Origin of the sequence: uncultured Desulfovibrio sp., assembly GCF_902477725.1 — a bacterium.
Taxonomy (GTDB): Bacteria; Desulfobacterota; Desulfovibrionia; order Desulfovibrionales; family Desulfovibrionaceae; genus Desulfovibrio.
Genome location: NZ_CABSIF010000007.1, coordinates 205555 through 231294 on the forward strand (window position 1 = coordinate 205555; position 25740 = coordinate 231294).

The following is a 25740-nucleotide window of genomic DNA, read 5'->3' on the forward strand; positions in this document are numbered from 1 at the left end:
CGCGCATTGGCGTGGCCTTGCGGCCTTGGGTTCGTTTAGGGTGCGCATTGCGCGCAAGCCCTCTTTTTTACGTTATCGGCGCAGGGCTTGCAAGTCCCGGTCTGCGGGGATATGACAGTGAACCCGGCAGAAACGCCGGAAAGGCCCGCAACGGGCGAACAAGCGCAGGAAAGGATCATGCAGCGACAATCGGTTGACAGAAAGGAATTGGCGCGTCTGGCTGCGGCCTCGGGCGCGGAAGTGCCGCAATCGGCTCTGGAGCCGCTGGCGGAATATCTTGAAATGCTCTGCCAGTGGAACAAGGCCATGAATCTGGTCGGCCCGCACACCTGGCAGGATATGCTTACCCGGCTGGCGGTGGACAGCTTTCATCTGGCCGGCTTTCTGGACAAGCTTGATCTGCCCGAAGCTCCCCTGTGCTGGGATCTTGGCGCGGGCGCAGGCCTGCCGGGCATTCCCCTGCGCATGGCCTGGACGCGCGGCGCATACTATATGATAGAAGTGCGCGAAAAGCGCGCCCTGTTCATCTCCAGTGTACTTTCCCGCCTTCAGTTGCCCTCCACCCATATTTTCAGAGGGCCGGTGGAGCATTTTTTTCAGGGTCAGTATTATAAGGCGGACTGCATTTTGAGCCGGGCCTTCATGCCCTGGCGGCAACTGCTTGACCTCGCCAGCCCCAGGCTGCACGATAACGGAGTGCTGGTCGTGCTGGCACTTGAGCCAGCCCCCAGCGAGCTGCCAGCGCCCTGGCGTCTGGTGGAACAGCTCTCTTATGTTGTAGGCGGGCACGGGCGCTGGTTCTGGGCGCTTGCTCCCAGCGCAGGGGCCGAGCGGCTGACCTATGATGCTGCAACGCATCGGGCTGGATAAAGTACGTATACCTGAATGGTCTGGCGAAAAGCTCTGTGGCAAACCGCGCAGACCTTGTTATGCGCGTGAATGGCCCAAGAGCCGCCGCACAGGACTTTTTGTCGCCATCTGCATGCCAGTATGAACAGGACCATGATCCTTACGGAGAACGCCATGCACCCCGCAGCCCAAGCCTCTGCCAGCGCCGCGCCTGCCGGAAACGATGCAGACGAAACCCGGCGCACAGGGCAGCCGCACCTCGAATCTGAAGAGCTGCCTGCTGCGGAGTCAGCCTGTGCGAAGCAGCCCGCCGCCTCACATGCCGCGCACGGCGGGGTTCTGTTGCCCACTGGCGGCGCAGGGTTGCACAGCGGCAAACGCTCGCTGCCTTCCGGGCGGTATTGGGCACGGGGGCTGTTCTGGGGGCTGGTGACGCTTGCCCTTGCCTTTGCCCTTCGCATGCTGGAATGGCCCTGCTGGCAAAATCCGGAATACCGCCTTGGCAACGAGTGGCTTCTGGCCACGCATGATGCCTATACATGGGTGGCCGGGGCGGAAGATTTCGGCCTTGCCGTGGGGCATCCCATGTCTGTGATGCTCAAGGCCATGTCCGACCTTGTGGGCACTTCTCCCGCTGCCGTGGCCTTTTGGTTCCCTGCCTTGCTGGCGAGCTTTGTGGCTGTTATCGCCTTTGCCTGGGTGTGGGCGCTGGGCAGCATTGAAGCTGGCGTTGCCGCAGGCATACTCACATCCATTGCGCCGGGTTTTCTGGCCCGCACCCTGCTGGGATTTTACGATACCGACCTCGTAACCCTGTTCTTTCCCCTGCTCATGACCCTTGCCCCGGCCAGTTGGGCCATGCGCTATATGCTGCTGCCGGGTATGGTACTGCGTCGTCTTTCCATGACTTCCGGCGTGATGAACCTGCGCCGCCTTTTTTCCCGCAATCAGCCCGAGGGCCACTGGACGCCGCGCCTCAAACAGGCGGAGCACATGGGCAATCCCCTGCGCTGGCAATGGGTTGTGCTGCTTGGCTGTTCCGGCGTCGTTTCGTGGTGGACGCAGGAATGGCATTCTGTTTTTCCGTACCTGATCCGCTACAATGTGGCATTGCTGGCCTTTATGAGCATGGTGATGGCCCCGCGCGGGCGGCGCGCCCTGCTGCTTCTGGGCAGCATGGCCTATGCCCTGCCTACGCTGGCGGGGCCGTGGGGCCTCAGCTTCAGTTTCCTGTTGCTGGCTGCTGGCACAAGGACAGGCTACCGCCTGCGCCGCCTGCTGTGCCGCCCCTGGCTGCTGGCCCTTCTGCTGGTGGGCGTGGGCTTTTTGATGCTTCAGGGTGAAATTCTTACGTCCATTGTGAACCACATCAATGCCTATGTGAAACATACGGGTGATGTGAAGAGCACTGGCGGCGGGCTTTCGCTGGAGTATCCCTCGGTGGCGCAGTCCATCATTGAAGTGCAGGATCTGGGCATCATCGAGATTTTTCCCTACTTCCATCCCTGGATGGAAGCCGCGGTGCTTGGTCTGCTGGGTTTTGCCCTGGTAGCGATACGCCGCCCAGGTGCGCTCTTTTTGCTGCCGCTGGCAGGGCTGGGTATTCTGAGCGTCAAGATGGGGGGCCGCATGGTCATGTTTGGCGCACCCATCATGGCCATTGGGCTGACCTTGCCCTTTTACTGGCTGCTGCAAAGGCTGCTGCGCGTGGATTTGCGCGGCGCTGTGGCGGGTATCCTGACCAGCGGCGTGCTGCTGGCCCTGCTGGTAGCTCCCTTTGCCGATATGATCCCGGCCATGTCGCAGGGGCCAATCATCAACCGCCGCCATGCAGAAGCCCTTTTGCGCGCCAAGGCCATGACCCCGCCCGATGCCATGCTCTGGCTGTGGTGGGATTGGGGCTATGCCGCCAACCACTTTGCCCAGCGGCAGACCATTGCTGATGGAGCGCAGCATGCAGGGCCGTCCCTCTATCTGCCCGCAGCGGTTTTTGCCACAGACAATCCGCGCTTTGCGCGCCAGATCATCCGCTATACGGCCCAGTGCGGCAATGAGCCGGGCAATGTGTTTGAAGGTCTGGACGGTGAAGGCGCGCAGGCCCTTATGGACAAGCTGCGCTCGCCCGAGACCCCGCTCATTGAAACCAAGGGGCGGCTCTATGTGGTGGTGAGCTTTGAAATGCTGCGGCTTGGTTTCTGGATAAGCAATTTTGGCAACTGGAATTTTGTTACCCGTGCGGGCGAAGGCGGGGCGCTTTCCATTGTGCCGCAGGCCCTTGCCTACAAGCTCGATTCGGGCGAGGTGCGGCTTGAGGGCAACAGCAGCGCCATTTATGCCTCGTCCATCAGCGTGTTTGAAGAGACTGGCGTGACGCGCCGCAACTATATTCAGGACTGGTTTGACGCGCATCCCTCGGCAACGCCCGAAGAACAGCACGAATTTCTTTCCAAGCGCCGCAACATCAACTTTTTTTTCAACCGCGTAACGGACGAAAAGCTTGCCATGGATGCGGGTTTGTACAATTCGCTGATGGTGCAGCTTTTGGTGGGCGACCCGCAGGATCCGCGCGTTTCGCCCTATTTCAAGCTGGTGTACGACAACGTGTTCGCCAGGATTTACGAAGTTCTGTAGGTGGTTGCGTTTGCGGGCCGCCGCATGTGCAATCAAGGGCAGTCTAACTGGATGATTTTGCGCCAAGGGCAAGGAAAAAGGTTTTTTTGCGAAAGAAGTGTACTCTTACGGTACATGACTGGAGTAAAAATAACCTTTTGACGCAGCCAGTTGGACAAAAGAAGCAGTTAGAGACAGACCTCTAGTGGTGGTACGGAACCTTGCGCAGGATGCATTCCGCCCGGTAAAGCTGCTCAAGCAGAACCACTCTGGCCAGTTCGTGGGGCAGGGTCATGTGCGAAAGACTGATGCAGCGGCTGGCGCGCTGGCGCACGGCTTCATCCAGCCCCCACGCGCCGCCCACAATAAAGCAGGCTCTGCCTCGGGCGTCGTGATCCATCTGGCGCAGCATATCTGCCAGCTGGGGCGAGGTGAGGTGCTGGCCGTGTTCGTCAAGAACGAGCGCTATGTCTTGCGGGTCGAGGGCCTCAATGATGCGGCGTCCTTCAAGGGCGTTGCGCTGATCTTGCGGCAGGGCGGAATCGCCGTCGCGCACTTCGGTTATGTCCAGCTTGCGCCAGCGGGTGATGCGCGTGGTGTAGTGGGCTGCGGCATCCTTCCAGAACGGCGTTTTCAGTTTGCCCACACTTATGTATTTCAAGGGTTTGCCAGTCATGTCTTCTCATGCTTCGTTAAATATGGCGGATGGCGCGTCTGAATGCAGTATCAGCCCGGATGCCGGGATGGAGCTTGTGGCTGCGGCGCGTTTTTTGCGTAACGGCGGCGTGCTCGTGTTTCCTACGGAGACGTTCTATGGGCTGGGCTGCCTTGCCGCCAACGCGGAAGCCGTGGCAAGGGTGTATCAGTTGAAGCATCGGCCCGTCCACAAACCCTTGCCCCTGCTGGCGGCGAATGCGGCGCAGGTGGATGCCGTGGCGGAACTTGCCGCCATGCCCAAGGGGCTTTTGGCCTTTTGGCCCGGCCCGCTCACGGTTTTGCTGCCCGCGCGCTCCTGTTTGCCCCCGGCACTGGTCAACGGGCAGGGGCTTGCGGCGGTGCGCGTGACGCCGCATCCACTGGCTGCGCAACTGGCGGAGCAGGCAGGCGGCGCGCTTACGGCTAGCAGTGCCAACCTCAGCGGCGGTGCGCCCGTATGCTCTCCAGACAAGCTTGATCCGGCCCTGCTGGAAGCATTGCGCAGCATGACGCAGGCTGCAAAAGCAGAAGTTTCCCTGCCATTGGCTCTTGGAGGGCCGCTGCCCGCTGGCGGCTTGCCCTCAACCGTGGTGGAGCCGCTGAGCGGCGGGGCTGGCGGGGCAGGGCGGCTGCGGATAGTGCGGGCCGGGGCAGTGAGTGCCGCCGCCCTTGAGGCCGCAGGTTTTGCTCTGGTCTGATCTGTCCAGCGTGGCGGTTCAGGCTTCCGCTTCAGATTTTTGTTGCTGCGGCAGGTCATCCTTGACGTCCGCCTCAGTCAGTCTGGTCAGGATTTCATTCAGAAAGCTCACGATACTTTTCACTTCCTCCGACGAACGGCTGCCCATAGCCTTGTCCACCAGCTCGTCCAGCTGCGCGTGAAAACCCAGATGGTGGCTGCTGGCAATTTTGCCCTTTTCCGTCAAAAAAACATTGAGGCGGGTCATTTTAAGCGGATCCTTGGCCTTGTAGGCCAGGCCCTTGCGCTCCAGCCTGCGCAACAGCTCAGAAACGCTGCCCTTGGTAACGCCCAGCAGTTCGGCCAGTCCACCCACATGGATGCCTTCATTGTTGTGGATGGCCATGATTGTGTGGATTTCTGCCAGATGGATGTCCACATCGGTGCCGAATTTGCTGCACTGCCGCTCAAGCTCATAAAACCGGGTCACTATGCCCAGCAGCGAGATGCTGACCGGCGCGCTGCGCGTGGCGTGGGCGGGGGCATGCCCAAGAGTTTTGATCATGGATTTCTGGATGCGCAGTTCAACGGCGGTTTTTTTATGGCAGTCATTTTTCATGGTGTTTTGGTATGGCTTCCATACTTTTTTGTCAATTGTCGCGCGGGGCAGTAATTGCCAGCTCGGCGGCATTTGCTCCCAGCGCTTGCGGCGCGGGGCATGCTGGCTTAGTATGCGGCAGTTGCGCGCAATGGCGCGAACCATACGGAGAACGCATGAAACGCCAGGTTATCTGCCCGCATTGCGGCGAGCCTTATTCCAGCTATAAAAATCCCACGCCCACGGCAGATGTGGTTATCTATTCGCCTGATCGCGGGGTGGTCATCATCAGCCGCGCCAACGACCCCGTGGGCTTTGCCCTGCCCGGCGGTTTTATTGAAGAGGGCGAATGCGCGGAAACCGCCGCAGTGCGCGAAATGCGTGAAGAAACCGGGCTGGACGTGGAGCTGACCGGGCTTTTGGGCGTGTATTCCAGACCCGACCGTGACCCCCGCCAGCACACGCTGACCGTGGCTTTTACAGGCAGACCGAGCAATCCCGAAGCCTTGTGCGCCGGGGACGATGCGGCCCATGCGGCCTTTTATCCTCTGGATGCACTGCCGCAGCCGCTGGTCTTTGACCATGCGCAGATTCTGGCAGATTTCAAGGCCATGCTGGCTGGTGAGCGTTTGCTTGCCGGCATACAGCCATCATTTGACGCGGTTGCCGGAGCAGCCGGAACCTGCGGGGAAGGGACGCATTCATGAGTTATCGCAATCTTCAGGAATGCGTTGCCGATCTTGAGGCCAATGGTCATCTGGTGCGCATTGACGCCGAGGTCGATCCGCATCTGGAACTGGCCGCCATCCAGCGGCGCGCCTTCCGCGCCAAGGCTCCGGCCCTGCTGTTTACGCGGGTCAAGGGCACGCCCTTCCCCATGCTCTCCAATCTTTTTGGCACGCGTGAGCGCCTGCATTTTATTTTTCGGCGCAGCTTGCCTGCGGTGGAGGCTGTGCTGACCGCCAAGGCAGACCCCGCAGCAGCCATGAAACATCCCTTGCAGTCGCTCAAGGCTGTGCCCGGTCTGCTGAACATGCTGCCGAGTGTGAGCCGGGTGCGAGCGGAGCAGGCGGCGGCAGCGGCCCCGGTGCTGGAATGCCAGTGCAAGCTGGCCGACCTGCCCCAGCTTGTCTGCTGGCCCATGGACGGCGGCCCCTTCATTACCCTGCCTCTGGTGTACAGCGAAGACCCCGCCAAGCCAGGCGCGGACGCCTCCAACCTCGGCATGTACCGTGTGCAGCTTGGCGGCAACGAGTACGCGGCGAACGAGGTGGGCCTGCATTATCAGATTCACCGGGGCATAGGAGCACACCACGCCCGTACGCTGGAAATGGGCAAACCCCTGCCCGTGCATGTTTATGTGGGCGGGCCACCCAGCCTCACCGTGGCTGCGGTCATGCCCTTGCCCGAAGGGCTTTCCGAACTGCGCTTTGCCGGATTGCTCGGCGGCAGGCGCACAGAGATGGCCGCAGTGCCGGGTCTGACCCTGCCGGTGCTCGCGCAGGCGGATTTTTGCATCAGCGGGCACGTGCTGCCCCATTGCAAGCCCGAAGGCCCCTTTGGCGATCATGTGGGTTATTACAGCCTCGCGCATGATTTCCCCGTGCTCAAGGTGGATGCCGTCTATCACCGTAAGGGGGCCATCTGGCCCTTTACCGCCGTGGGCCGTCCGCCGCAGGAAGATACGGTCTTTGGCGACTTTATCCACGAACTCACAGGGCCGCTGGTGCCGCAGGTTTTTCAGGGCGTGTGCGACGTGCATGCCGTGGACGCAGCCGGGGTGCATCCGCTGCTGCTGGCCGTGGGCAGCGAACGTTATACGCCCTATGAAGACGAGCGTCGCCCGCGCGAACTGATCACTGCGGGCCTGCATCTGCTCGGGACCACCCAGACGGCCCTGGCAAAGTATGTTTTTCTTGTGGCGCATGAAGACGCGCCGGGCCTCACCGCCCGCGATGTGCCCGCCTTTTTGCGGCATTTGCTGGAGCGGGCTGATTTTTCGCGCGATCTGCACTTCATCACCCGCAGTACCAATGATACGCTGGACTACACGGGCAGCGCGCTTAACGAAGGCTCCAAGCTTGTGTGGGCCTCTGCCGGTAAAAAACGGCGGGAGCTTGGGTGTGAACTTTCCGGCCCTGCCGCAGACCTGCCGCCTCTGCCGGAGGGCTTTGGCCCGGTGCGCGTGTGTGGCCCCGGCCTTGTTGCCATTGGCGGGCCGAGGCATGCCCTTGATCGCAGCCAGCCCGATCCGCAGATGGAAGCGCTTGCGCAGGCTCTGGCCCAGTGGCCGGGGCGCGAGGCCTTCCCGCTTGCGATAGTGGCGGACGATGCGGACTTTTGCGCCGCAAATCTGGATAATTTTTTGTGGGTGGCCTTTACCCGGTCAGACCCGGCCACAGACGTGTATGGCGCTCATGCCGCCACACGGGCCAGGCACTGGTCGTGCGAAGCGCCGCTGGTCATCGACGCACGCCTGAAGCCCTTCCATGCCCCCCCACTGGAAGAGGAACCGGCGGTCATACGTAAGGTGGAAGCCCTGGCAGCGCCGGGCGGCCCCTTACACAACTACTTGTAACCTGGGGGAGGCATCGGCATGAAAATCGCCCTTTTGCAGTGCAATACCGTTACCGGCGACGTGGCCGGAAATCTGGAACGTATCATCAGCACCGCCCGTCAGGCAGGCGCAGCAGGGGCAAACCTGTGCGTTACGCCGGAGCTGGCGCTTTGCGGCGTGGCCCCCGGCCACTACCTCTGCGCTCAGGGTTTTGCGGCGGGTTGCCTCAAGGCTCTGGATATCATGGCCGCCGAACTCAAGGATGGCCCTTCTGTGCTGGTGGGTGCGCCTGTGCCCAGCGTGTACGCCTCGGGCCTGCTTTCCAACGCGGCAGTGTTGGTTGAAAATGGCGGCTGGCAGGTTATTTCGCGCAAGGTGTATCAAAATCAGGGCCAGAACAGCGTGGCCGAATCCACAGACGAGGACGCCCGCTATTTTGACCGTGGCATTTCGTGCGGCATTGTCACCATGGGCGGCTGGCGCATCGGCGTTGTGCTCTGCGAAGATGCCCAGAGCGAAGACGCTTCGTTCTGGAAAACCCGCTACGCCAGCGGTCATAATCCGCTGATGGAACTGGTGCAGCGCGGCGTGGACGCGCTTGTACACATGGCGGCGGCGCCCTTTAGCGTGGGCGCGCAGGAAACGGACGAACACCTGCTTTCGCACGTGGCGGCCCGGCATCATGTGCATATGTTTTCGGTGAACATGGTGGGCGGCAACGACAGCCGCGTGTATAACGGGCAGAGCCTGGTTTTTGATCCCACAGGGCAGCTGCTTGCCCGGGGCAAAGCCTTTGAGGAAGACGTGCTCGTGGTGGACACTGCGCGCGGGCAGGGTGCTGTTAAAACCCCGGAACCGCTGGCCGCCTGCGTTGAAGAAGATTACTGGCGCGCCCTTGTGCTTGGCACACGGGACTTTGTGCGCAAGTGCGGGGTGGAGAAAGGCATCGTAGCCATTTCCGGAGGCATGGATTCCGCTCTGGTGTGCAGTGTGGCGGTGGAGGCTCTTGGCGCGCAAAACGTCACCGGTGTGCTTCTGCCCTCGCCCCACAGCAGCGAGGGTTCGCTGACGGACGCCGCAAAACTGGCGGAAAATCTGGGTATCACCACCGTGACCTTGCCCATTGGCCCGCTTATGGATGCTTTTGCCACCGCGCTCAAGCCCGGCCTTGACCTTTTTGAAGAAAAGCCCGGCGACGTGACCTTTGAAAACGTGCAGGCCCGCATACGCGGCACGCTCATCACCTCGCTGGCCAACAGGGCCAACGCCCTTGTGCTCAATACGGGCAACAAGAGCGAGGGGGCCATGGGCTACTGCACCCTTTACGGCGATTCCGTGGGCGCGCTGGCCGTTATCGGTGACCTGACCAAGACCCAGGTGTATGCTGTTGGCCGCTGGTACAACGCCCATCGTGGGGCGGAGATCATCCCCGATGAAATTTTCACCAAGGCTCCTTCTGCGGAGCTGCGCCCCGGTCAGAAAGATTCGGACAGCCTGTTGCCCTATGAAGATCTGGATCCGATTCTTGAAGATCTTTTGCAGCCTGCGGAGGCGGAATCCGGCCCGCTTTCAGCAGCGCACATGGAAGTGCGCGACAAGCTGTTCAGGGCTGAATTCAAGCGCCGTCAGGAGCCGTTGTCGCTTTACATGAGCCGCATGCCCTTTGGCGGCGGCTGGCAGACGCCGGTTGCCGGGCGTTTCAGCTCGCCCAATAAATAGGCTGTATAAAAAAGAAGTATGGAAAAGGGCTGTGCGGCAAAAGAGTTGCCGCATGGTCCATCCCGAAGTGCGGGGTTTTTCCTTGAAGCCCGCAACGCACTGGGGTAAGAGCAGTGTGTTGCACAACGCTGATCTGAGTGGAGGATATCATGGCGGAAGCACCGGAGAAAAATCTGGCTCTGGACATTGTTCGCATTACCGAGGCTGCGGCCCTTGCATCGGCCCGCTGGCTCGGTCGGGGAGACAAGGAAGCCGGTGACGGCGCCGCCGTTGACGCCATGCGCGTCAGCTTCGCCACCCTCAGTATTGATGGCAAGGTCATTATCGGCGAGGGCGAAAAAGACAATGCCCCCATGCTCTTTAACGGCGAAAAAGTGGGCAAGGGCTGCGGCCCCAGCCTTGACGTGGCCGTTGACCCTGTGGAAGGCACCAATCTGCTGGCTTATGGCCGCCCCAACGCCATCTCGGTTGTGGGTGTTGCGCAGAGCGGCAGCATGTTCAACCCCGGCCCCAGCTATTACATGCAGAAGCTGGTGGTGCCCCGCGAGGCCCGCGATGTGGTTGACCTCGATGCGCCGGTAAAGGTCAATCTGTCCAACGTGGCCAAGGCCATGGGCAAGAGCGTGCAGGACCTTGTGGTCTTTGTGCTCGACAAGCCCCGTCACGAAAAGCTTATTACGGAAATTCGCCAGGCAGGCGCGCGCATTCAGTTGCAAACTGATGGCGACGTGGCCGGCGCGCTCATGGCTGTTGATCCACGTTCCGAGGTTGATATCATGATGGGCACGGGCGGCACCCCCGAGGGCGTGTTGTCTGCCTGCGCCATCAAGGGCATGGGCGGGCAGATTCTGGCCCGTCTGGATCCCCAGTCGTATGTGGAAAAAGAAGCTATCACCGAAGCGGGCATTGACGTGCGCGAGGTGCTCACTGTGCATGATCTGGTGCGCAGCGACGACTGTTTTTTTGCCGCCACGGGTATTTCCGGCGGTGATTTTTTGAGGGGCGTGCGCTACAGTGCCAAGTACGCCGTTACCCACTCGCTGGTTTTGCGCGGCAAAACCGGCACCCTGCGATATGTGGAGTCTTACCATAATATGGACAGACTCTCGAAATTTAGCGCGGTTCGGTATTGAATGAATAAAATTTCATCTCTCTGCGGTGTTTTTGCGGCATTGGTGCTGGCCCTGCCGCTGGTGATTGTTGCCCCCGGCATGGCCGGGGCCGCACAGGCTCCTGCTGCCAAGAAAAAGGTGGAGCAGCCTGCCCCAAGTTCCAGCGCAAGCGTTAACGTGTATGAAAAACAGCCCCCGGTGACAGACAAGGAACTGCTGGACTTTCTTGAACTTCTGCCGCAGTTCCGGGCCTGGGCCAAGGGCAATAATGAAGAAGCCCACCCCATCATGCGCAACAACAAGGCGGATTTTCTCTATTCGCCCAATGCTGCGGCCTGGGTGCAGGCGCATAACTGGAACCCGGTGCGCTTTTTTTGCGTCATGGGCCGCATGGCAGCCGCTCTTTCCATTGTGGAAGAAGGCAACGACATGAGCGGCGCGCGCTCCAAAGATATGCCCGAAGTTTCAGAAGGCGAGCTTGCCCTTGCGCGGCGTCACCTTGGCACCATGCTCAAAGCTGGTGGAGATGTGCCGCCCATAAACAAATAGGGCTACTTTGCAGAGGCCCGCAGTGCGGGCGCAGACAAATGATCGATGAAAGGCTCCGGTTGATTCCGGGGCCTTTTTTATTTGCGGGTAGTTGGTCAGCAACGCTCCTTGTCTGCAAACGGAGGTAAAGCGGCTAAGCTGAGACGTTCTTATACAGGGGTAGCCGCAGGTGCATGCCCTCCCACTGGGGAACGTTCTGACCTGACATATGGCGAAAAAAGGCCCCTCGTGGGAGGGGCCTTGGTATTGTGAGCGCAATCTGCGCCGAGCTGATCTGTGTTTCTCTGGCTAGTTAGCAGGAGCCTTGGGCGCTTCCTTGGGTTGCTCAGGTTGCGGCGCAGGGGTTTGTTCCGCTGGCGTAGCGGGGGCGGACTCTTTGACCACTTCCTTGGCGAGTTCCTTGGCTGCCTCGGCAGGCGTCGGCGCAGGCGCTGTTGCTGGGGCTTCAGTCGGAGCAGCCGGAACCGTAGGTGCCATTGTTTGGGGAGCAGACGCTTCCGCAGGCTGCGCGGCGGCAGGGGCAGCCGCAGGTTCCTGCACAGGCGCGGGTTTTTCAGCCGGAGCGGCAGGCGCGGATTCAGGCGCGATTGCCGGGGTGGCGGGTTCAAGTTTGGGGGCCTCGGCAGGTGCTGCTGCGGGAGCTTCTGGCGCAGGAGCCAGGATGGTGCTCAGGCTCTTTACCTGCGCTTCAGGAGTTTTTTCCAGTTGCGGCATGAGCATGAGCGATGCGGGCTGGGCCAGAACAACAACAATGATTGCGCACATCACGAGCGAACCGCTGGTGCCGCCGTGTGCGCCACGGCGCACCAGACGGGCAAGCAGTACCGCAGCCACAATGCCTATGCCGCCGAGCACGGGCAGGGCCTTGAGGCCAAGCACGGCGGTGCGCTGGCTTTCGGTAAGCGTAAAGTGGAAGAACTTGCCAAGCCAGTCAAGCGTGTAGCCAAAACCTGCGGCCACCAGGGCCATGCTGGCGTGCAGCAGGCACAGGGCCGCGATGATGTAGAACAGTTTGGCTCCGGCAGCAGGCAGGCGCAGCAGAGCCTTGCCCAGCAGGAGGGCGGCGAGGCAGGCCGTGCACACGGCAGCGCCTACCATGTCGGCAGCAAAAATGCTCAGCAGGCAGGCGAATACAAGGGCTACCCACAAAAAGGCCATTCCGGCCTTTTCCTTGCGGGAGGCGGCCAGATCAGCAGGGGCGGTGCGCAGCACACGCGCCCAGGAAACACCGCAGATGACGGCCAGCCAGGGCAGCAGGCCCAGAGCCGCAAAGGCCAGAGGCTTCCACCATGTGGCCTTGGTGATGGGCCAGGTCACAAGCTGGGTGCCAAGGTTTTTGAGGTATCCCTCCGGCTGATGCCAGAGCATGACAACAGCAAGCCAGCAACCGACCATGCCCAGCATGAGTACAAAACCCACGAGGCCGTCCGCCTTTTGGGCGCGGCGGAATCCGCAACGCCAGAGCAGAAAGGCCAGGCTGGCAAGCACTGGTAGCAACAGGTTAAAAAGGCCGCCCGTCAGGCCAGCCAAAGCCGCCAATGCAAAACCCAGAGGCAGGGTGAAGGTCGTGCCCGGCTGTTGCCAGCCGTGGCAAAGGCAGGCGAGGGAAAGCAGGGTCACGGCTGCGGCCAAAGCTTCCGGCCCGGTAAAGGTGGAGAGCGGCGCAAAGATGGGCGCGCAGAGCAGCAGCATGCCGCCAGCCAGCGCGGCCCGGCGGTCAAGCCCTGCAACGCGGCCAAGAACCCACACAGCCACAAGGCAGATCAGGGTTCCGGTCATCGCGGCCAGGGGAAAGAGCAGATGGGCAAACTGCGGCGCGGCCTTGGTGAGCAGGGCTTCAATGCCGCGCAAAAACCAGAAAAATACGGGCCATTGCGAAAGACCGTCGCCCGCCGGGGCAAGCCACATGCCGCTTTGCGCGGTTTGGGTAAAGGCCAGAATGCCTGCGGCCTCGCGCGGGCAGTACAGGCTGTGTCCCATAAGGGCGGGCCAGGCCTGGGCCAGCATGATGAGCAAGAGGGCAAGCGGCCCAACAACGCTGGCTGCGTCAAAAATATTGTCGGCAAAACCGGGAGCGGCTGACTGAGGAGCAGATTCTGCCGGTTTTGCGGAGGCAGCGGGTTTGCCTTCCTTGCCGGAGTTGCCGAACATCCCCCTGAATCCCTTGGCCGAGATCGTCACCGGGCGGGAAGCCTTGGGGGCTGCGCCTTCGGCCTGAGGTGCGGCGGCTGCGGCGCTCGCAGCGGCCTGGGCCGTGCCCGCTGGTTCGGAAGCCGGTGCAGCTGGCTGGGAAACTGCCTTGGCAGCTTGCGTTTCGGACTGGGCGTGTGCCCCTTCCGCGCTGGTCTGCTGGCCCCCAGACTGACAGGCAGCCTGGTCTTCGGGATTCTGGGCGCTGTTCTGGGTCATGGCATCGCTCCTTCATGCGTTTTCGGCTCGCCAAGCAGGATATGTCGGGCCTGGCGGGCATCGAGGTCAATTTCTACGGCGCGCCCCGTGGGCAGGTTCTGGCCGTTCAGCACATCACGCGCAGGGCCTTGCGCGCCAGCGGGCAGAGGGCAGGCAAGGTGTTGTTTACGGTCTGAAAAATTAGCCGCCAGCAGCCAGTAGTCGCCGCCCGGCAAGGAGCTCAGGGTCGCCACGCAGCCTGCGGGGCCGTTCACCACCTGCACGAGGCGGCCAGAGGCAAGCCCGGTGGCGCGTCTGGCCTGCAACAGGCGGGCAATCTGCCTGGCAAAACTTGTTTCCCGGCTCCACTGCATGTCCAGCGGGCCAAAGGCCAATGTGGCGGGGCTTTGCCCGCCGGGCAGGTTTGTGGCGCCCCACAGGGGCACGCTGCCAGCGCTGGACGCGCCCTTGCCCGAACCCTGCGGCAGCCCCATTGCGCCCGTAATATCCTGCGGGCTTAAAAATGTCAGACCCGGCAAACCAATGCGCCAGCCCAACAGGAGCAGGCAGGCGGATTCCATGGCCTGCGCGTGGTCAGGGCGCACGGCGCTTGCAGCGTCAAGCCCAAGGGCACGAGCGGCAAGTTCCGCCTGGGTGACGGGCAGGCCCGAGGCCTCTGGCGCGCCCTTGGCAAGGGACTGCGCGCGGCGCACGAGGGCCTGACCGTCCGGCAGATCCAGCAGGGGACGCCAGTCAATATATTGTCTGTCCCGCAGTCCACGTGCAAGGCGGCTGTGGTCAACGCCCGCCGCAAGCGAGGCCTTGAGCAGTGCGCCCAGGGGCGCGGCATCGCCGCTCAGCAGGGCATATGCGGCGGCAGCGGGGGTAATGCTGTCGCGGCTGAAATCTACGGCTGTGGCAAGCACCGCTTTGGTCAGCGAAGGTGGCAGCACATCGTCCTGCACGGCCCACCCGCCGTAGCGGTGCACCTCGCCCGCCAGGGATTCCAAAGCTTCAAGGCCCGGAACCAGAGCCGAAGGGTCTGTTCTGCCCCCGCTCTGGCCGTCCACCTGCGCGTCAAGCCCCATGAGGGCCTCCAGTCTGATGCCCGCGAGGGTTTGCTGCTGCAAACCCGTGTGCTGGATAACGGCGGCGGAAAACACCCGTCTGGCCTGCCCGGATGGGTCCTGCCACAGCAGCACGGGCCGCAGGGCATTGCCGCTGTAGCGGTAGACCCAGCGCCGCACCTGACCATCCGCGCCGCGCACTTCGCCGGTGACGGCCCATCCGCCGGGGGTTGCCCAGTCAAGAGTGTCGCGCCGTAACTGATCAGGAACGACTCCACGTTTACGCAATTCCGCCACAGCGTTCTGGCGCAAGGGCAGGCAGTCCCATTCGCCAGCGGTGGCTGGCAAAATATCCCAGTCTTTCTGCGGCACAGACATCATGGCATACAGGCCGTCAAAGCGCGAGGCCCGGCGAGCTTGAAGAATAAAATCCGGCCCCAGTCCTGTGGCGGCGGGGGGCAGTTCGCCGCCCATCTGCATCTGCGTCTGATCAAGCTTTGCAGTCAGCCGCGAAAAATCCTCGCCAGTGCCCAGCGAAGGGTCTGGCCGCAGGGCGGTGACGTTGTCGCCCGCCTCTGATGCGGCGTCAGGCAGTGCGGAAGCCGCATGGGCACTCCAGATGTCGCCCTTTTCGCCCAAGGGAGCCAGGAAAAGCCCGCCAAAGCCCGCTTGCGCCCAAAAAGCGTCCACGCCGGGTTGGGCCAGCGCCCGCAGTGCTGGTTGCCCCGCACCAAGGCTGTGCGGGTTCACGTCAAACCAGTTGGGCGCGGCGGTAAGCAGCAGGGGCACACGCCGTGCCGAGGCGCTGTTGCGCCAGATAAGATCAGTGCCGGAAACCTGCCCTGTCAGTTCCTGGGTGGAGCCGAGCATGGACTGGCGCTCAAGCCATTGCAGATACCCCGGATCCGCGCGCGGCAGCAGAGATGCGTTCCCTGTAGGCTGCTCGCGGCGCAGGGACGTTGCCGTCCCGCTGTGCTTTGTGCAGGCCGCAAGGCACAGGCCGACCACAAGAGCCGCCGCAAGCACGGCCAGCAGGGGCAGCCGGGCCGCAAGCCCGGCGGTCAGCGGTACGGGCCGCCGCAGATTCTTTCGCAATGGTTGGGTACGCATGGTTGCGACCGTCAGGCCTTTGCCGCGGTTTCCTCGGCCTTGGCTGTGTTCCACAGCTCGTCCTTTTCATCAAGGGTCAGGGCCGAAAAATCAATGTTCTGCTCGCGGGCGATTTCTTCCATGCGGGCAAAACGGTTGAGGAATCGGCGGTTGGCGTAGTCCAGCGCTTCGCTGGCCTTGATGCCCTTGCGGCGGCCAAGCTCTGCAATGCTGAACAGCAAATCGCCCAGTTCGTGCTTCTGGGCATCCTGATCGCCGCCAGCGGAGGCGTCCAGCCATTCCAGCCATTCGGCTTCCACCTGCTGTTCCACCTCTTCATCTTCCTGCCAGGTAAAGCCCACGCGGGCCGCTTTGGAATTGATGCGGTAGGCCTTGGCAAGCGGGGGCAGACTCTCGGGCAGGCTGTCAAACAGACCCTTGGGCTTGCCGTCTTCATCTGCATGCTCGGCGCGCTTGATTTTTTCCCAAGCTTTGAGCTGTTCTTCAAGACTGTCAAAAACCGTATTGCTGAACACGTGGGGGTGGCGGCGGATCATCTTGGCCCTGTTGTTATTGAGGGCATCGTCAAGGTTGAACTGCCCCTGCTTTTCGTACAGGCGCGCCACAAAAAGCAGTAAAAAGGCCACATCGCCCAGTTCTTCGCGGATGTCGGCCACATTGCCGGAGCGGATGGCGCTCACAAGTTCGTGACTTTCTTCAATGACGTACTCGGCAAGGCTTTCGGGGGTCTGTTCCTTGTCCCAGGGGCAGCCATCGGGAGCGGTGAGCTTGTCTATGATGAGCTGCAATTCTTCGAGGGCGGTCTTTTCCATGATGGCGTATTTCCTTGATAATTCTGGCAGTTAAATGCCCAGGCGGGCGGTGAGGTCAGGCGGCAGCCAGCCGTGTACCTGGGTCATGAGCGCGTTGAAGTAGGGCAGTGCGCGCGAATGCTGCATAAAGGGCGCGCCTGCGAAAAATTTTTGCAGAAACAGCAGGGCCAGCGAGCAGAGCAGGACGCCCTTGGCAAGACCAAGCATGCCGCCAGCCAGTTTGTCTGCCCATGACACAAAGGAGAAGGAAAGTATTTTTTGCAGGATGCGCGCAATGATGGCCACCGAAATGATGACCCCCAGAAAGATGAGCACGTATGCCGCAATGATGCGCCATGAGGGATCAGTGATGAGCGTAAGGCGCGGCGCAAGCAGCGGGTGGTAATGGTGCGCGGCCCAGAAGCCGCCCAGCAGCGAAATAAGCCCGGCAACTTCGCCCACAAAACCGTGGATAAAGCCCCGCGTGCCAAAAAATACCAGTATAAGCACTATGATAAGGTCGAAAATATCCTGCCCCATGCGTTCTCCGTTGCGGCTGTATTGCCCGCATGGCGGGCCGTTGCCGGGAAGGCTTTCGCGCCGAGGCCTTTGACCTGCGGCGGGGCAGAGCATAGCAGATGCTGGCCTGCGGCACAACGTGCCTCGGGGGCAGATTGGCCGCAAGCTGTTGGTGTAGTTGCGGTATGGAACATGGATGACCGGGAGGCTGCACGCAGGGGGGCGCAGTATCTGCGAGGCGGCGGAGCGTCAAACAGGGCAGGCAAGCTGTTGCGGCAGACGGGGCAGCAGTTGGGTGATACTGCTGTGGCTGCGCAGGGCCAGGACCACGCCGGGGTCCGGCTCTGCAAAAATATGGGGGTAGTCCACCTCGCCGCACTGCGGATGCACGGTAAAGGCCAGTTGCTCCGGGCCGTTTGGCAAGAACTGCGCGTCAACGCCGGGTTTGTTGCCCCGCGCGTCCAACCTCCGCCAGACCTGCCGTTCGCTGATCCATACGGCATTGAGGCCGTGCAGCACCCGGTGGGGATCGTGCCCGTCTTCAAATTCCAGCAACTGGTAGCAGAATCCTGCGGCGATGCTGTTGGCGCGCAGCAATGCCGCCAGAAGATGCGCCTTGGCATAACACAGGCCCTGCCCCACATGCAGAACTTCCGATGCGCTGCATGTAACAGCAGTGCCGCCGCAATCCACCGAGTGCGCAATGCTATCGCGCACAAATACAAAAGTTTTTTCAATGAGTTCCATTTCAGATGCGCAGTCTGCGGCAAGGCTGGCGGCCTTGCGCTGCACTGGTGCAGAGCGGAAATCAATGATTTCCGACTCGCTCATGCAGGCTTGCGGTGCGGGGGACTGTTGGTGCATCATCGCCAAACCCTATCACAGGGGAGTGCGGGGTGCAAAAGGACCAAAGCGTTCAGCCCCGCAGCGCATTGTCCTTTGTGCGCAGAACACAACCGTGCAGCATCACAGGGCGGAATAACAGGCCGGGCAGGAGGCATGATGGATACATTGCGGGGCCGTGTGGCGGGCGTGGTGCTGGCGGGGGGGCTTTCTTCACGCATGGGGCGCGACAAGGCGCTGCTGCGGGTCTACGGCTCGGACAATCCTGATCTGCTGGCCCGTACGCACACGCTGCTTGTCTCCTTGCTGCCGCAGTGCTGGGTGTCGTGCAGGCCGGGCCTTCCCCGAGCCGGGTATGGGTGCATTTTTGATGAAAAAAACGATTGCGGCCCCGTAGCGGGGGTGGTCGCGGCCCTGCGCACGGCGCTGGCGCAGGGATTTTCTGCCGTGCTGGTACTTTCCTGCGACATGCCCTTTATGGATGCGCCCACCTTGCGCAAATTGCTTGCCGCCCGCGATGCGGCCCCGGCAGATACCCTTGCCACGCTCTATATAGATGCGGTTAGCGGCAGACCCGAGGCTCTTTCCGCCGTATACGAAACAGCGGCGCTGCCCTGGTTTGAAGATTCGCTTGCCTTTCACGGCGGCAGGCTCAACAGGGTCGTGCCACTTGAACGGCAGTGCCGTTTGCCCTATGGCCCGGAAGAAGCCCGTCCGTTTTTCAATTTGAACCACCCCGATGACCTGCAAAGGGCGCTGGATATTCTGGACGCTTCCCATTAGTCTCTCTCTACCAGTTCACGGTCATCTAAGTAATCGTGATTATCCGGCGGAAGCTGATCTGCCGCCAACCAATATTTGCTACCCGGCGCGGCTGCGCGTCTGCCCGGGCGAGCGGAGAAAACGCGCGTGAAAACACTGCCGCAGCATATGGCTTTGGTCAGCCCGCTGCGGTGATTTGGAGCAAACATGGATATTGGGGCTTATACGTTTAAGGAATTTCATCGCCTTGCAGAGAATTTTCACGGCTATGCCGCACCGGGCCTGCTTGTGGGCGGCTATATGGTGGAGCTTGCCAAGCGTCATCTGCCAGAGGGCACACTGTTTGAGGCCGTGGTCGAATCGGGCAAGTGCCTGCCTGACGCGGTGCAGTTGCTCACCCTGTGCAGTATCGGCAACAACTGGATGAAGATTCACAATCTTGGCCGCTACGCGGTGTCGCTGTTTGACAAGCACACTGGCGAGGGCGTGCGCGTGAGCCTGGATCCTGTAAAAATGGCTGCCTATCCCGAACTCAAGGCATGGTTCTTTAAGGAAAAGGCAAAAAAAGATCAGGATATCGCCCTGCTGGAATCAGAAATTGAAGCCGCGGGCGACAGCATCTGCAAGGTGGAGCCCATCACGGTCAAGCGGCGGTTTATGGGCCACAAGCACATGACGCGCATTTTATGCTGCCCCGTGTGCGGCGAGGCCTATCCGGTGGAAGACGGCCCCGTGTGTCGTGGCTGTCAGGGCGAGGCCCCCTATGTGCTGGCGCGGCGCGAGCTTAAGGAAGACTGTCAGGCTCTTGCCGCAGAGCGCCACAAGGCCGCAACGGGCGTTCGTGTTGTGCCTGTGGAAGAAGCCGTGGGCAAAACCGTGGCCCACGACATGACCCGCATTGATCCCGGCCAGTTCAAGGGGCCGGAATTCAAGGCAGGGCAGCGCATTTCTGTGGGCGATATCTGCCGCTTGCAGCAGATGGGCCGCTTCCATGTGGCCATTACAGATGATGATGCCCCAGCCAGCGCGCAGGTATCCCCTGATGATCCCCGTGCCTTGGTGCATGAAAACGAAGTTGCGGAAATTTTTGCGCGCCGCATGGCTGGCGAAGGCATTACCTACGAACTGCCGCCCCATGAAGGCAAAATTGACTTCAAGGCTGCCTGTAACGGACTTTTCTGCGTGGATGTGGAGCGCATGACGCGGTTCAATCTGGTGCCCGAGGTCATGGTGGCCTCGCGTCAGGATGGAACCCTGGTCAAGCAGGGCGGCCCGCTTTGCGGCACCCGCGCCATCCCGCTCCACATTACGCGCGAGCGGCTTGGCCAGGCGCTGGAAGCGCTGGAAGGCGGGCCTCTGTTCCGTGTGTTGCCCCTGCGCAAGGCCCGCGTGGGCATTCTTGTGACCGGAACCGAAGTTTTTCAGGGGATTATTGAAGACAAGTTCATCCCTGTCATCACCGCCAAGGTCAGCATGCTGGACTGTACCGTGGTGCGTACCGACATTGTGCCGGACGACAAAGCCATGATGCAGGCCTCCGTGGCCGCCATGCGCGAGGCCGGGGCCGATCTGCTGATCACCACGGGCGGGCTTTCGGTTGACCCGGACGATGTGACCCGCCAGGCTCTTGTGGAAGCTGGTCTGACAGACGTGCTGCACGGCGTGCCCATCCTCCCCGGCACCATGAGCCTCATGGGCCGCATCCCTGGCCCGCAGGGTGATATGCAGGTGCTGGGCGTGCCCGCCTGTGCCCTGTATTTTAAAACAACCTTCCTTGATCTGGTATTGCCGCGCATGCTGGCAGGCCGTGGCCTGACCCGCGCCGAGGCTGCCCGCATGGGCGAGGGCGGTTACTGCCTGGCATGCCACACCTGCACCTATCCCAAGTGTTGGTTCGGTAAATAATTTGCATCTTGTGCAAAGGCGGACACGCCTTTTTGCGGAGGCTCCGAGATTTTTTTCGGGGCCTCCTTTTTTTGTCGCCCTCAGCTGCACATGCGGAGAGTGGAGCCATGACAAGTTTGTTGACGTAGCTGAAAATGGCGGATATTCAATAGACCGACCGTCGGTCTATTGATGAAGAGAGGGAGCATATGCGCATCATTAAAGAACATGGCGAGCGCAGAACTGAAATCATTGACGCTGCCGAAAACCTGTTTGCAGCAAAGGGCTACGCCAGCACTGCCATCAGCGATATTCTTGAAGCCCTGAATATCGCCAAGGGCACGTTTTATCATTACTTTGCCTCAAAAGAGGCGCTTATGGACGCCGTTATTGAGCGGTACATTGATGCGGAAATGGCTGTGGCGCAGGCTATTGCGGACGAGCCGCAAATATCGGCTCACGAAAAAATGTTTCGCATTCTCACAGATGCGGGGCGAGACAACGAGCGCGGTGACCGCCTGGAAAAAGAAGCCTGTGCCGTGGGCAATGCGGATATGCACCAGCGCACCATGGCATCCATTGTCCTGCGGCTTTCGCCAATTCTGGAGGGTGTTGTCCGGCAGGGAATGCGCGAGGGTACGTTCAAAACTGCGTATCCTAAGGAATGCATGGAGATTTTGCTTGCCGCGTCAGAATTTATTCTGCACGGGTCGGCATTTGCGTGGAGTAGCGCCGAGCGCCTGCAAAAGGCCAGGGCTCTTGCCTGGATAGCGGAAAAATCCCTAGGCGTGGAAGAAGGCCGGTTCAGCTATCTTTATAAACGATATGGAGGGGATGGAGCCTGCTGTGATCAATGCTGAAACATGGATGGCAGACCTCTTGCCGCAATTGCAGCAAACCTTTGGCGCGCGCCTGCAATACCTTGGGCTGCAGGGCAGCTACCGCCGGGGCGAGGCCACTGAAGCCAGCGATATTGATGTGGTTGTGCTGCTGGATGTTGTTGCCCTGGATGATCTTGATGTTTACCGGGCCATTGTCCGCGCCATGCCGGAGGGGCAAAAAGCCTGCGGTTTTATTGGCGGTACTGGGGATTTATTCCATTGGCCGCGTCATGAGCTTTTTGCATTCCAGAAGGACACAGAAGACTGGTTTGGCAAGCTGGAGGATTTCCTCCCCACTATTACGGATAAAGACGCTGCGGACAGCGCAAAAATCGGTGCAGCCGGGCTTGTTCACCTTCTTACGCACACGTATCTGTATGCGGATGCCGAGACCAGACCCCTTGTTTTGAAAGATGCCTATAAAGCAGCTTTTTTTGTCATGCTGGTGCGGCGCTACCTGGCCTCCGGCGTGTTCTGCCGCAGCAAAAAAGAACTGCTGACGAGTCTTGACGGCACGGAGAGAGATATCATTGCGGCTGGGCTTGACCTCCCCCTCTGGCTTGCCGCTCACAGCGAAAGGCAAGGTTATGACCTGCTGCTCCGCTGGTGCAAAGATATTTTGCATGGGGGCAGCCCTGACGCGTCAGCCTGAATGGGGCGTATTTTTCATGATGGCTTTTTGTAATCCACCCGCTGATGCAGGTGTTTTTTTATGTAATAGGCTATCTGGCAACTGGAGAAGACGTAATTTTTTAAGAAAAAAGTATAATTATTTCAGCAATAGTTTGAAGGATAATACCAGTCAATTTATGCTGTTTGTGTGTACAATTCTATCAATTATAGTGTTCCATCACACTGAAATGGCATGCAAAATTCTGCTATTGGGAAAATGGTCACAAACAGGGTCGGTTCCCTTTAAAAAAATGTAAGTATCTTGCGATATCACGTTTTTTCAACTATGGTGAAAACAAATCTCCATCTTGTTAATTGACGCAGTTCAGAGGCGTCTTGTTCAACGCAGGAGTTCTGACCTTGCGTTGCGTGATTGGCCTAAAAAAGGAGTGTCATCATGAAAAGCACCCGGAGGAGCTTCCTCAAGGGCGTCGGTGCAGGGGTTCTCTGCCTCACATTGGGGCAGTTGGGCTTCGACCTGGGCGAGGCCCAGGCTTACGCCGTAAAACTCAAGATAGAAGGCGCCAAGGAAGTCATCAGTGTCTGCCCCTTCTGTTCGGTCTGCTGTCAGGTCATCGCCTATGTGCGCGACGGCAAGCTCGTTTCCACAGAGGGCGACCCGGACTTTCCCGTCAACGAAGGCGCGCTCTGCGCCAAGGGCGCGGCGCTCTTCAGTATGTACACCAATGATCACCGCCTGAAAAAGCCGCTTTACCGCGCGCCCAACAGCGATCACTGGGTGGAAAAAGACTGGGACTGGACTCTGGCCCAGATTGCCCGCCGGGTTAAAGACACCCGCGACAAAGATTTTATTCTCAAGAATGCCAAGGGGCAGACGGTTAACCGGCTTGATTCCATCTTCTGGATGGGAACCTCGCACGCCTCCAACGAAGAATGCGCAGTCATTCATCAAGCAATACGCGGCCTGGGTGTTGTCCATATGGACCACCAGGCACGGGTCTGACACAGCCCCACTGTTGCGGCTCTGGCAGAGTCGTTCGGACGCGGTGCTATGACGAACCACTGGATCGATATCAAGAATAGCGATGCAGTGCTTATTATCGGCAGCAATGCCGCTGAACATCATCCTGTCGCCTTTAAGTGGGTCATGCGGGCCAAGGACAACGGGGCCGTGCTTATGCACGTTGACCCCAAGTTCTCGCGCACGTCCGCCCGTTGCGACTTCCACGTGCCTTTGCGCTCGGGTACGGATATTCCCTTCCTGGGCGGCATGGTCAACTACATTCTGGAAAACAAGCTGTACTTCAAGGAATACGTTGAAAAGTACACCCACGCCGCCTTTGTGGTGGGCAAGGATTACGCTTTTAACGACGGCCTGTTCAGCGGCTATGATCCGGTCACGCGCACATACGACAAAAAGACATGGGCGCTGGAAATGGGGCCTGACGGCAAGCCTGTGGTCGATCCCACCTTCCAGAACGAGCGCTGTGTCATCAACATGATGCGCCAGCACTATTCCCGCTACACGCTCAAGAATGTTTCTGATATTACGGGCGTTTCGCAGGAAAATCTGCTCAAGGTCTACAAGGCCTTCTGCGCCACTGGCGGCCCCGACAAGGCTGGCACCATCATGTACGCTCTGGGCTGGACACAGCACACCGTGGGCGTTCAGAACATCCGCCTCTCATCGCTGATCCAGCTCCTGCTGGGTAATATCGGCGTGGCTGGCGGTGGCATCAACGCCCTGCGCGGCGAGCCTAATGTACAGGGTTCCACTGACCATGCCCTGTTGTACAACAACCTGCCCGGCTACCACGGCACCCCTCGCGCCCCGTGGCAGACCCTGGCCGACTACAACAAGGCCAACACCCCTGTCACCAAGCTGCCCAACAGCGCCAACTGGTGGGGCAACAGGCCCAAGTATATCGCCAGCTTGCTCAAAGGCTGGTTTGGCGATGAAGCCACACCTGAAAACGACTTCTGCTATGACCTGCTGGCCAAGCTGGAGCCGGGTGAAGACTGCTCGTACATGTATGCCATGGATAGACTCTATCAGGGCAAAATGCGCGGTGGTTTCATCTTTGGCGTGAACCCCATGAACAGCTTCCCCAATACCAACAAGATGCGCGCCGCTCTGGACAAGCTGGACTGGCTCGTGTGCTCGGAACTGCACAATTCGGAAACCACGGACAACTGGAAGCGCCCCGGTGTGGACCCCAAGGCCTGCAAGACCGAAGTATTCCTGCTGCCTTCGGCTCACCGTATTGAAAAGGAAGGCACAATCAGCAACAGCGGTCGCTGGTTGCAGTGGTTCGATCAGGGCGTCAAGCCCGGCGGCGAAGCCCGCAACTTTGCGGACATCGTTGTGCCCCTGTTCAACCAGATCCGCGAGCTGTACAAGACCGAAGGCGGTGTGCTGCCCGAGCCCATCCTCAAGATGCACTGGACAGACAAGTATGACGCTGCCGAGTGGGCGCGCCGCATCAACGGTTTCTTCTGGGCTGATACCAAGGTGGGCGACAAGCAGTACAAGCGTGGTCAGCTCGTGCCTGCCTTCGCAGCGCTGAAGGACGACGGTACGACCTCGTCACTCAACTGGATATACACAGGCAGCTGGACGGAAGAAGAAGGCAACAAGTCCAAACGCCGTAATACCAGCCAGACCCCCATGCAGGCCAACATCGGCCTGTTCCCCAACTGGTCGTGGTGCTGGCCGGTGAACCGCCGCATTCTGTATAACCGCGCCTCTGTGGATGTGAACGGCAAGCCGTTCAATCCCAAGAAGGCCGTTATTGAATGGGACGGCACCAAGTGGCTGGGCGACGTGCCCGACGGCCCCTGGCCGCCCATGGCCAATGAAGGCGGCAAGCTGCCCTTCATCATGGTGAAGGACGGGCATTCCCAGTTCTTCGCCGCTGGCCCCGCCGACGGCCCCTTCCCCGAACACTACGAACCTGCGGAAACGCCTCTGGCCAGCCATCCGTTCTCCAGGCAGTTGAGCAGCCCGGTGTACAAGTTCCATACCTCTGATATGGACAAGATCGCCGCACCCGCTGACCCCAACTACCCCTATGTGCTGACCACTTACAGCCTCACCGAACACTGGTGCGGCGGCGGCGAAACGCGCAATGTGCCCAACCTGCTCGAAACCGAGCCGCAGCTCTATGTGGAAATGAGCCCAGAGCTGGCCAAGGAAAAGGGCATCAAGAACGGCGACGGCGTCCTTCTTGAAAGCATTCGCGGTACCTGCGAGGCCATCGCCATGGTGACGGTGCGCATTCGTCCCTTTACGGTTATGGGCAGAACGATCCACCTTGTGGGTATGCCCTTTGCCTTTGGCTGGACAACGCCCAAATGCGGCGACTCCACCAACAGGCTGACCGTTGGTGCGTATGACCCCAACACCACCATTCCTGAATCCAAGGCCTGCTGCGTCAATCTGCGTAAGGCCGACAAGCTGACCGAAATAGGCTAACGAGCCGGGCGCGCTCCTTGA

Annotated in this window: 20 protein-coding genes; 13 read left to right on the forward strand and 7 right to left on the reverse strand. The window is 60.3% G+C overall.

Annotated elements, in window-relative coordinates; genetic code table 11:
• Positions 1–174: 174 nt before the first annotated feature.
• Both RDK48_RS08630 and RDK48_RS08635 read left to right on the forward strand, forming a co-directional pair.
• Positions 175–870, forward strand: coding sequence for a 16S rRNA (guanine(527)-N(7))-methyltransferase RsmG (locus RDK48_RS08630; RefSeq protein WP_374042254.1), 696 nt, complete (start codon positions 175–177; stop codon positions 868–870).
• 120 nt (positions 871–990) lie between these two features.
• Positions 991–3480, forward strand: a complete 2490-nt coding sequence (locus RDK48_RS08635; RefSeq protein WP_298991927.1) for an STT3 domain-containing protein — start codon at positions 991–993, stop codon at positions 3478–3480.
• A gap of 181 nt (positions 3481–3661) precedes the next feature.
• Here the strand turns inward: RDK48_RS08635 and RDK48_RS08640 are convergent, their stop codons facing one another.
• Positions 3662–4135 (reverse strand): 23S rRNA (pseudouridine(1915)-N(3))-methyltransferase RlmH, encoded by a 474-nt coding sequence (locus RDK48_RS08640; protein ID WP_298991924.1) that lies wholly within the window; start codon positions 4133–4135, stop codon positions 3662–3664.
• Here RDK48_RS08640 and RDK48_RS08645 point away from each other — a divergent pair.
• Positions 4134–4853, forward strand: a complete 720-nt coding sequence (locus tag RDK48_RS08645) for an L-threonylcarbamoyladenylate synthase (RefSeq protein ID WP_298991921.1) — start codon at positions 4134–4136, stop codon at positions 4851–4853. The two genes, RDK48_RS08640 and RDK48_RS08645, sit on opposite strands and share 2 nt — an antisense overlap.
• A gap of 18 nt (positions 4854–4871) precedes the next feature.
• Here RDK48_RS08645 and RDK48_RS08650 read toward each other — a convergent pair whose 3' ends face one another.
• Positions 4872–5450 carry a MarR family winged helix-turn-helix transcriptional regulator gene (locus tag RDK48_RS08650; RefSeq protein ID WP_298991918.1) on the reverse strand — a complete coding sequence of 193 codons (579 nt, stop codon included), beginning with the start codon at positions 5448–5450 and terminating at the stop codon, positions 4872–4874.
• A gap of 155 nt (positions 5451–5605) precedes the next feature.
• Here RDK48_RS08650 and RDK48_RS08655 point away from each other — a divergent pair, with 155 nt between their 5' ends.
• The 5 genes from RDK48_RS08655 (at position 5606) to RDK48_RS08675 (ending at position 11366) form a co-directional block, all read left to right on the forward strand.
• On the forward strand, positions 5606–6136 hold the full coding sequence (locus RDK48_RS08655) for an NUDIX hydrolase (RefSeq protein ID WP_298991915.1): 531 nt from the start codon (positions 5606–5608) through the stop codon (positions 6134–6136).
• On the forward strand, positions 6133–8007 hold the full coding sequence (locus RDK48_RS08660; RefSeq protein WP_298991912.1) for a UbiD family decarboxylase: 1875 nt from the start codon (positions 6133–6135) through the stop codon (positions 8005–8007). Before RDK48_RS08655 ends, RDK48_RS08660 begins: the two co-directional genes overlap by 4 nt.
• A gap of 18 nt (positions 8008–8025) precedes the next feature.
• Positions 8026–9705 (forward strand): NAD+ synthase, encoded by a 1680-nt coding sequence (locus tag RDK48_RS08665; protein ID WP_298991909.1) that lies wholly within the window; start codon positions 8026–8028, stop codon positions 9703–9705.
• Positions 9706–9854: 149 nt separating this feature from the next.
• Positions 9855–10838 carry a class II fructose-bisphosphatase gene (gene glpX / locus RDK48_RS08670; RefSeq protein ID WP_298991906.1) on the forward strand — a complete coding sequence of 328 codons (984 nt, stop codon included), beginning with the start codon at positions 9855–9857 and terminating at the stop codon, positions 10836–10838.
• Positions 10839–11366 carry a serine/threonine protein phosphatase gene (locus RDK48_RS08675; RefSeq protein WP_298991903.1) on the forward strand — a complete coding sequence of 176 codons (528 nt, stop codon included), beginning with the start codon at positions 10839–10841 and terminating at the stop codon, positions 11364–11366. It begins immediately after the preceding gene.
• Positions 11367–11654: 288 nt separating this feature from the next.
• Here RDK48_RS08675 and RDK48_RS08680 read toward each other — a convergent pair whose 3' ends face one another.
• The 5 genes from RDK48_RS08680 to RDK48_RS08700 all read right to left on the reverse strand — a co-directional run bounded on the left by RDK48_RS08680 (position 11655) and on the right by RDK48_RS08700 (position 18072).
• Complete coding sequence (locus tag RDK48_RS08680) at positions 11655–13775, reverse strand: glycosyltransferase family 39 protein (protein WP_298991900.1); 2121 nt, start codon at positions 13773–13775, stop codon at positions 11655–11657.
• Positions 13772–15931, reverse strand: a complete 2160-nt coding sequence (locus RDK48_RS08685; RefSeq protein ID WP_298991897.1) for a hypothetical protein — start codon at positions 15929–15931, stop codon at positions 13772–13774. Before RDK48_RS08685 ends, RDK48_RS08680 begins: the two co-directional genes overlap by 4 nt.
• Before the next feature lie 11 nt (positions 15932–15942).
• Positions 15943–16743, reverse strand: a complete 801-nt coding sequence (gene mazG, locus RDK48_RS08690; protein WP_298991894.1) for a nucleoside triphosphate pyrophosphohydrolase — start codon at positions 16741–16743, stop codon at positions 15943–15945.
• Between the two features lie 30 nt (positions 16744–16773).
• The gene (locus RDK48_RS08695; protein ID WP_291444004.1) at positions 16774–17262 is read right to left on the reverse strand and encodes a CvpA family protein; all 489 of its coding nucleotides are present in this window, start codon (positions 17260–17262) and stop codon (positions 16774–16776) included.
• A 228-nt stretch (positions 17263–17490) separates the two neighbouring features.
• Complete coding sequence (locus RDK48_RS08700) at positions 17491–18072, reverse strand: transglutaminase domain-containing protein (protein ID WP_298991889.1); 582 nt, start codon at positions 18070–18072, stop codon at positions 17491–17493.
• Between the two features lie 171 nt (positions 18073–18243).
• Here RDK48_RS08700 and RDK48_RS08705 point away from each other — a divergent pair, with 171 nt between their 5' ends.
• The 5 genes from RDK48_RS08705 (at position 18244) to fdnG (ending at position 25719) form a co-directional block, all read left to right on the forward strand.
• Entirely contained in the window at positions 18244–18867 is a 624-nt protein-coding gene (locus tag RDK48_RS08705) for a molybdenum cofactor guanylyltransferase (RefSeq protein ID WP_298991886.1), read from the forward strand.
• A 186-nt stretch (positions 18868–19053) separates the two neighbouring features.
• Positions 19054–20751: an FmdE family protein gene (locus tag RDK48_RS08710; RefSeq protein ID WP_298991882.1), complete on the forward strand. Its 1698-nt coding sequence runs from the start codon at positions 19054–19056 to the stop codon at positions 20749–20751.
• Between the two features lie 188 nt (positions 20752–20939).
• The gene (locus RDK48_RS08715; protein ID WP_298991879.1) at positions 20940–21590 is read left to right on the forward strand and encodes a TetR/AcrR family transcriptional regulator; all 651 of its coding nucleotides are present in this window, start codon (positions 20940–20942) and stop codon (positions 21588–21590) included.
• A complete protein-coding gene (locus tag RDK48_RS08720; RefSeq protein ID WP_298991876.1) occupies positions 21577–22263 on the forward strand; it encodes a nucleotidyltransferase domain-containing protein in 687 nt (228 codons plus the stop codon). Before RDK48_RS08715 ends, RDK48_RS08720 begins: the two co-directional genes overlap by 14 nt.
• 417 nt (positions 22264–22680) lie before the next feature.
• A complete protein-coding gene (gene fdnG, locus RDK48_RS08725; RefSeq protein WP_298991872.1) occupies positions 22681–25719 on the forward strand; it encodes a formate dehydrogenase-N subunit alpha in 3039 nt (1012 codons plus the stop codon).
• Positions 25720–25740: the final 21 nt, after the last annotated feature.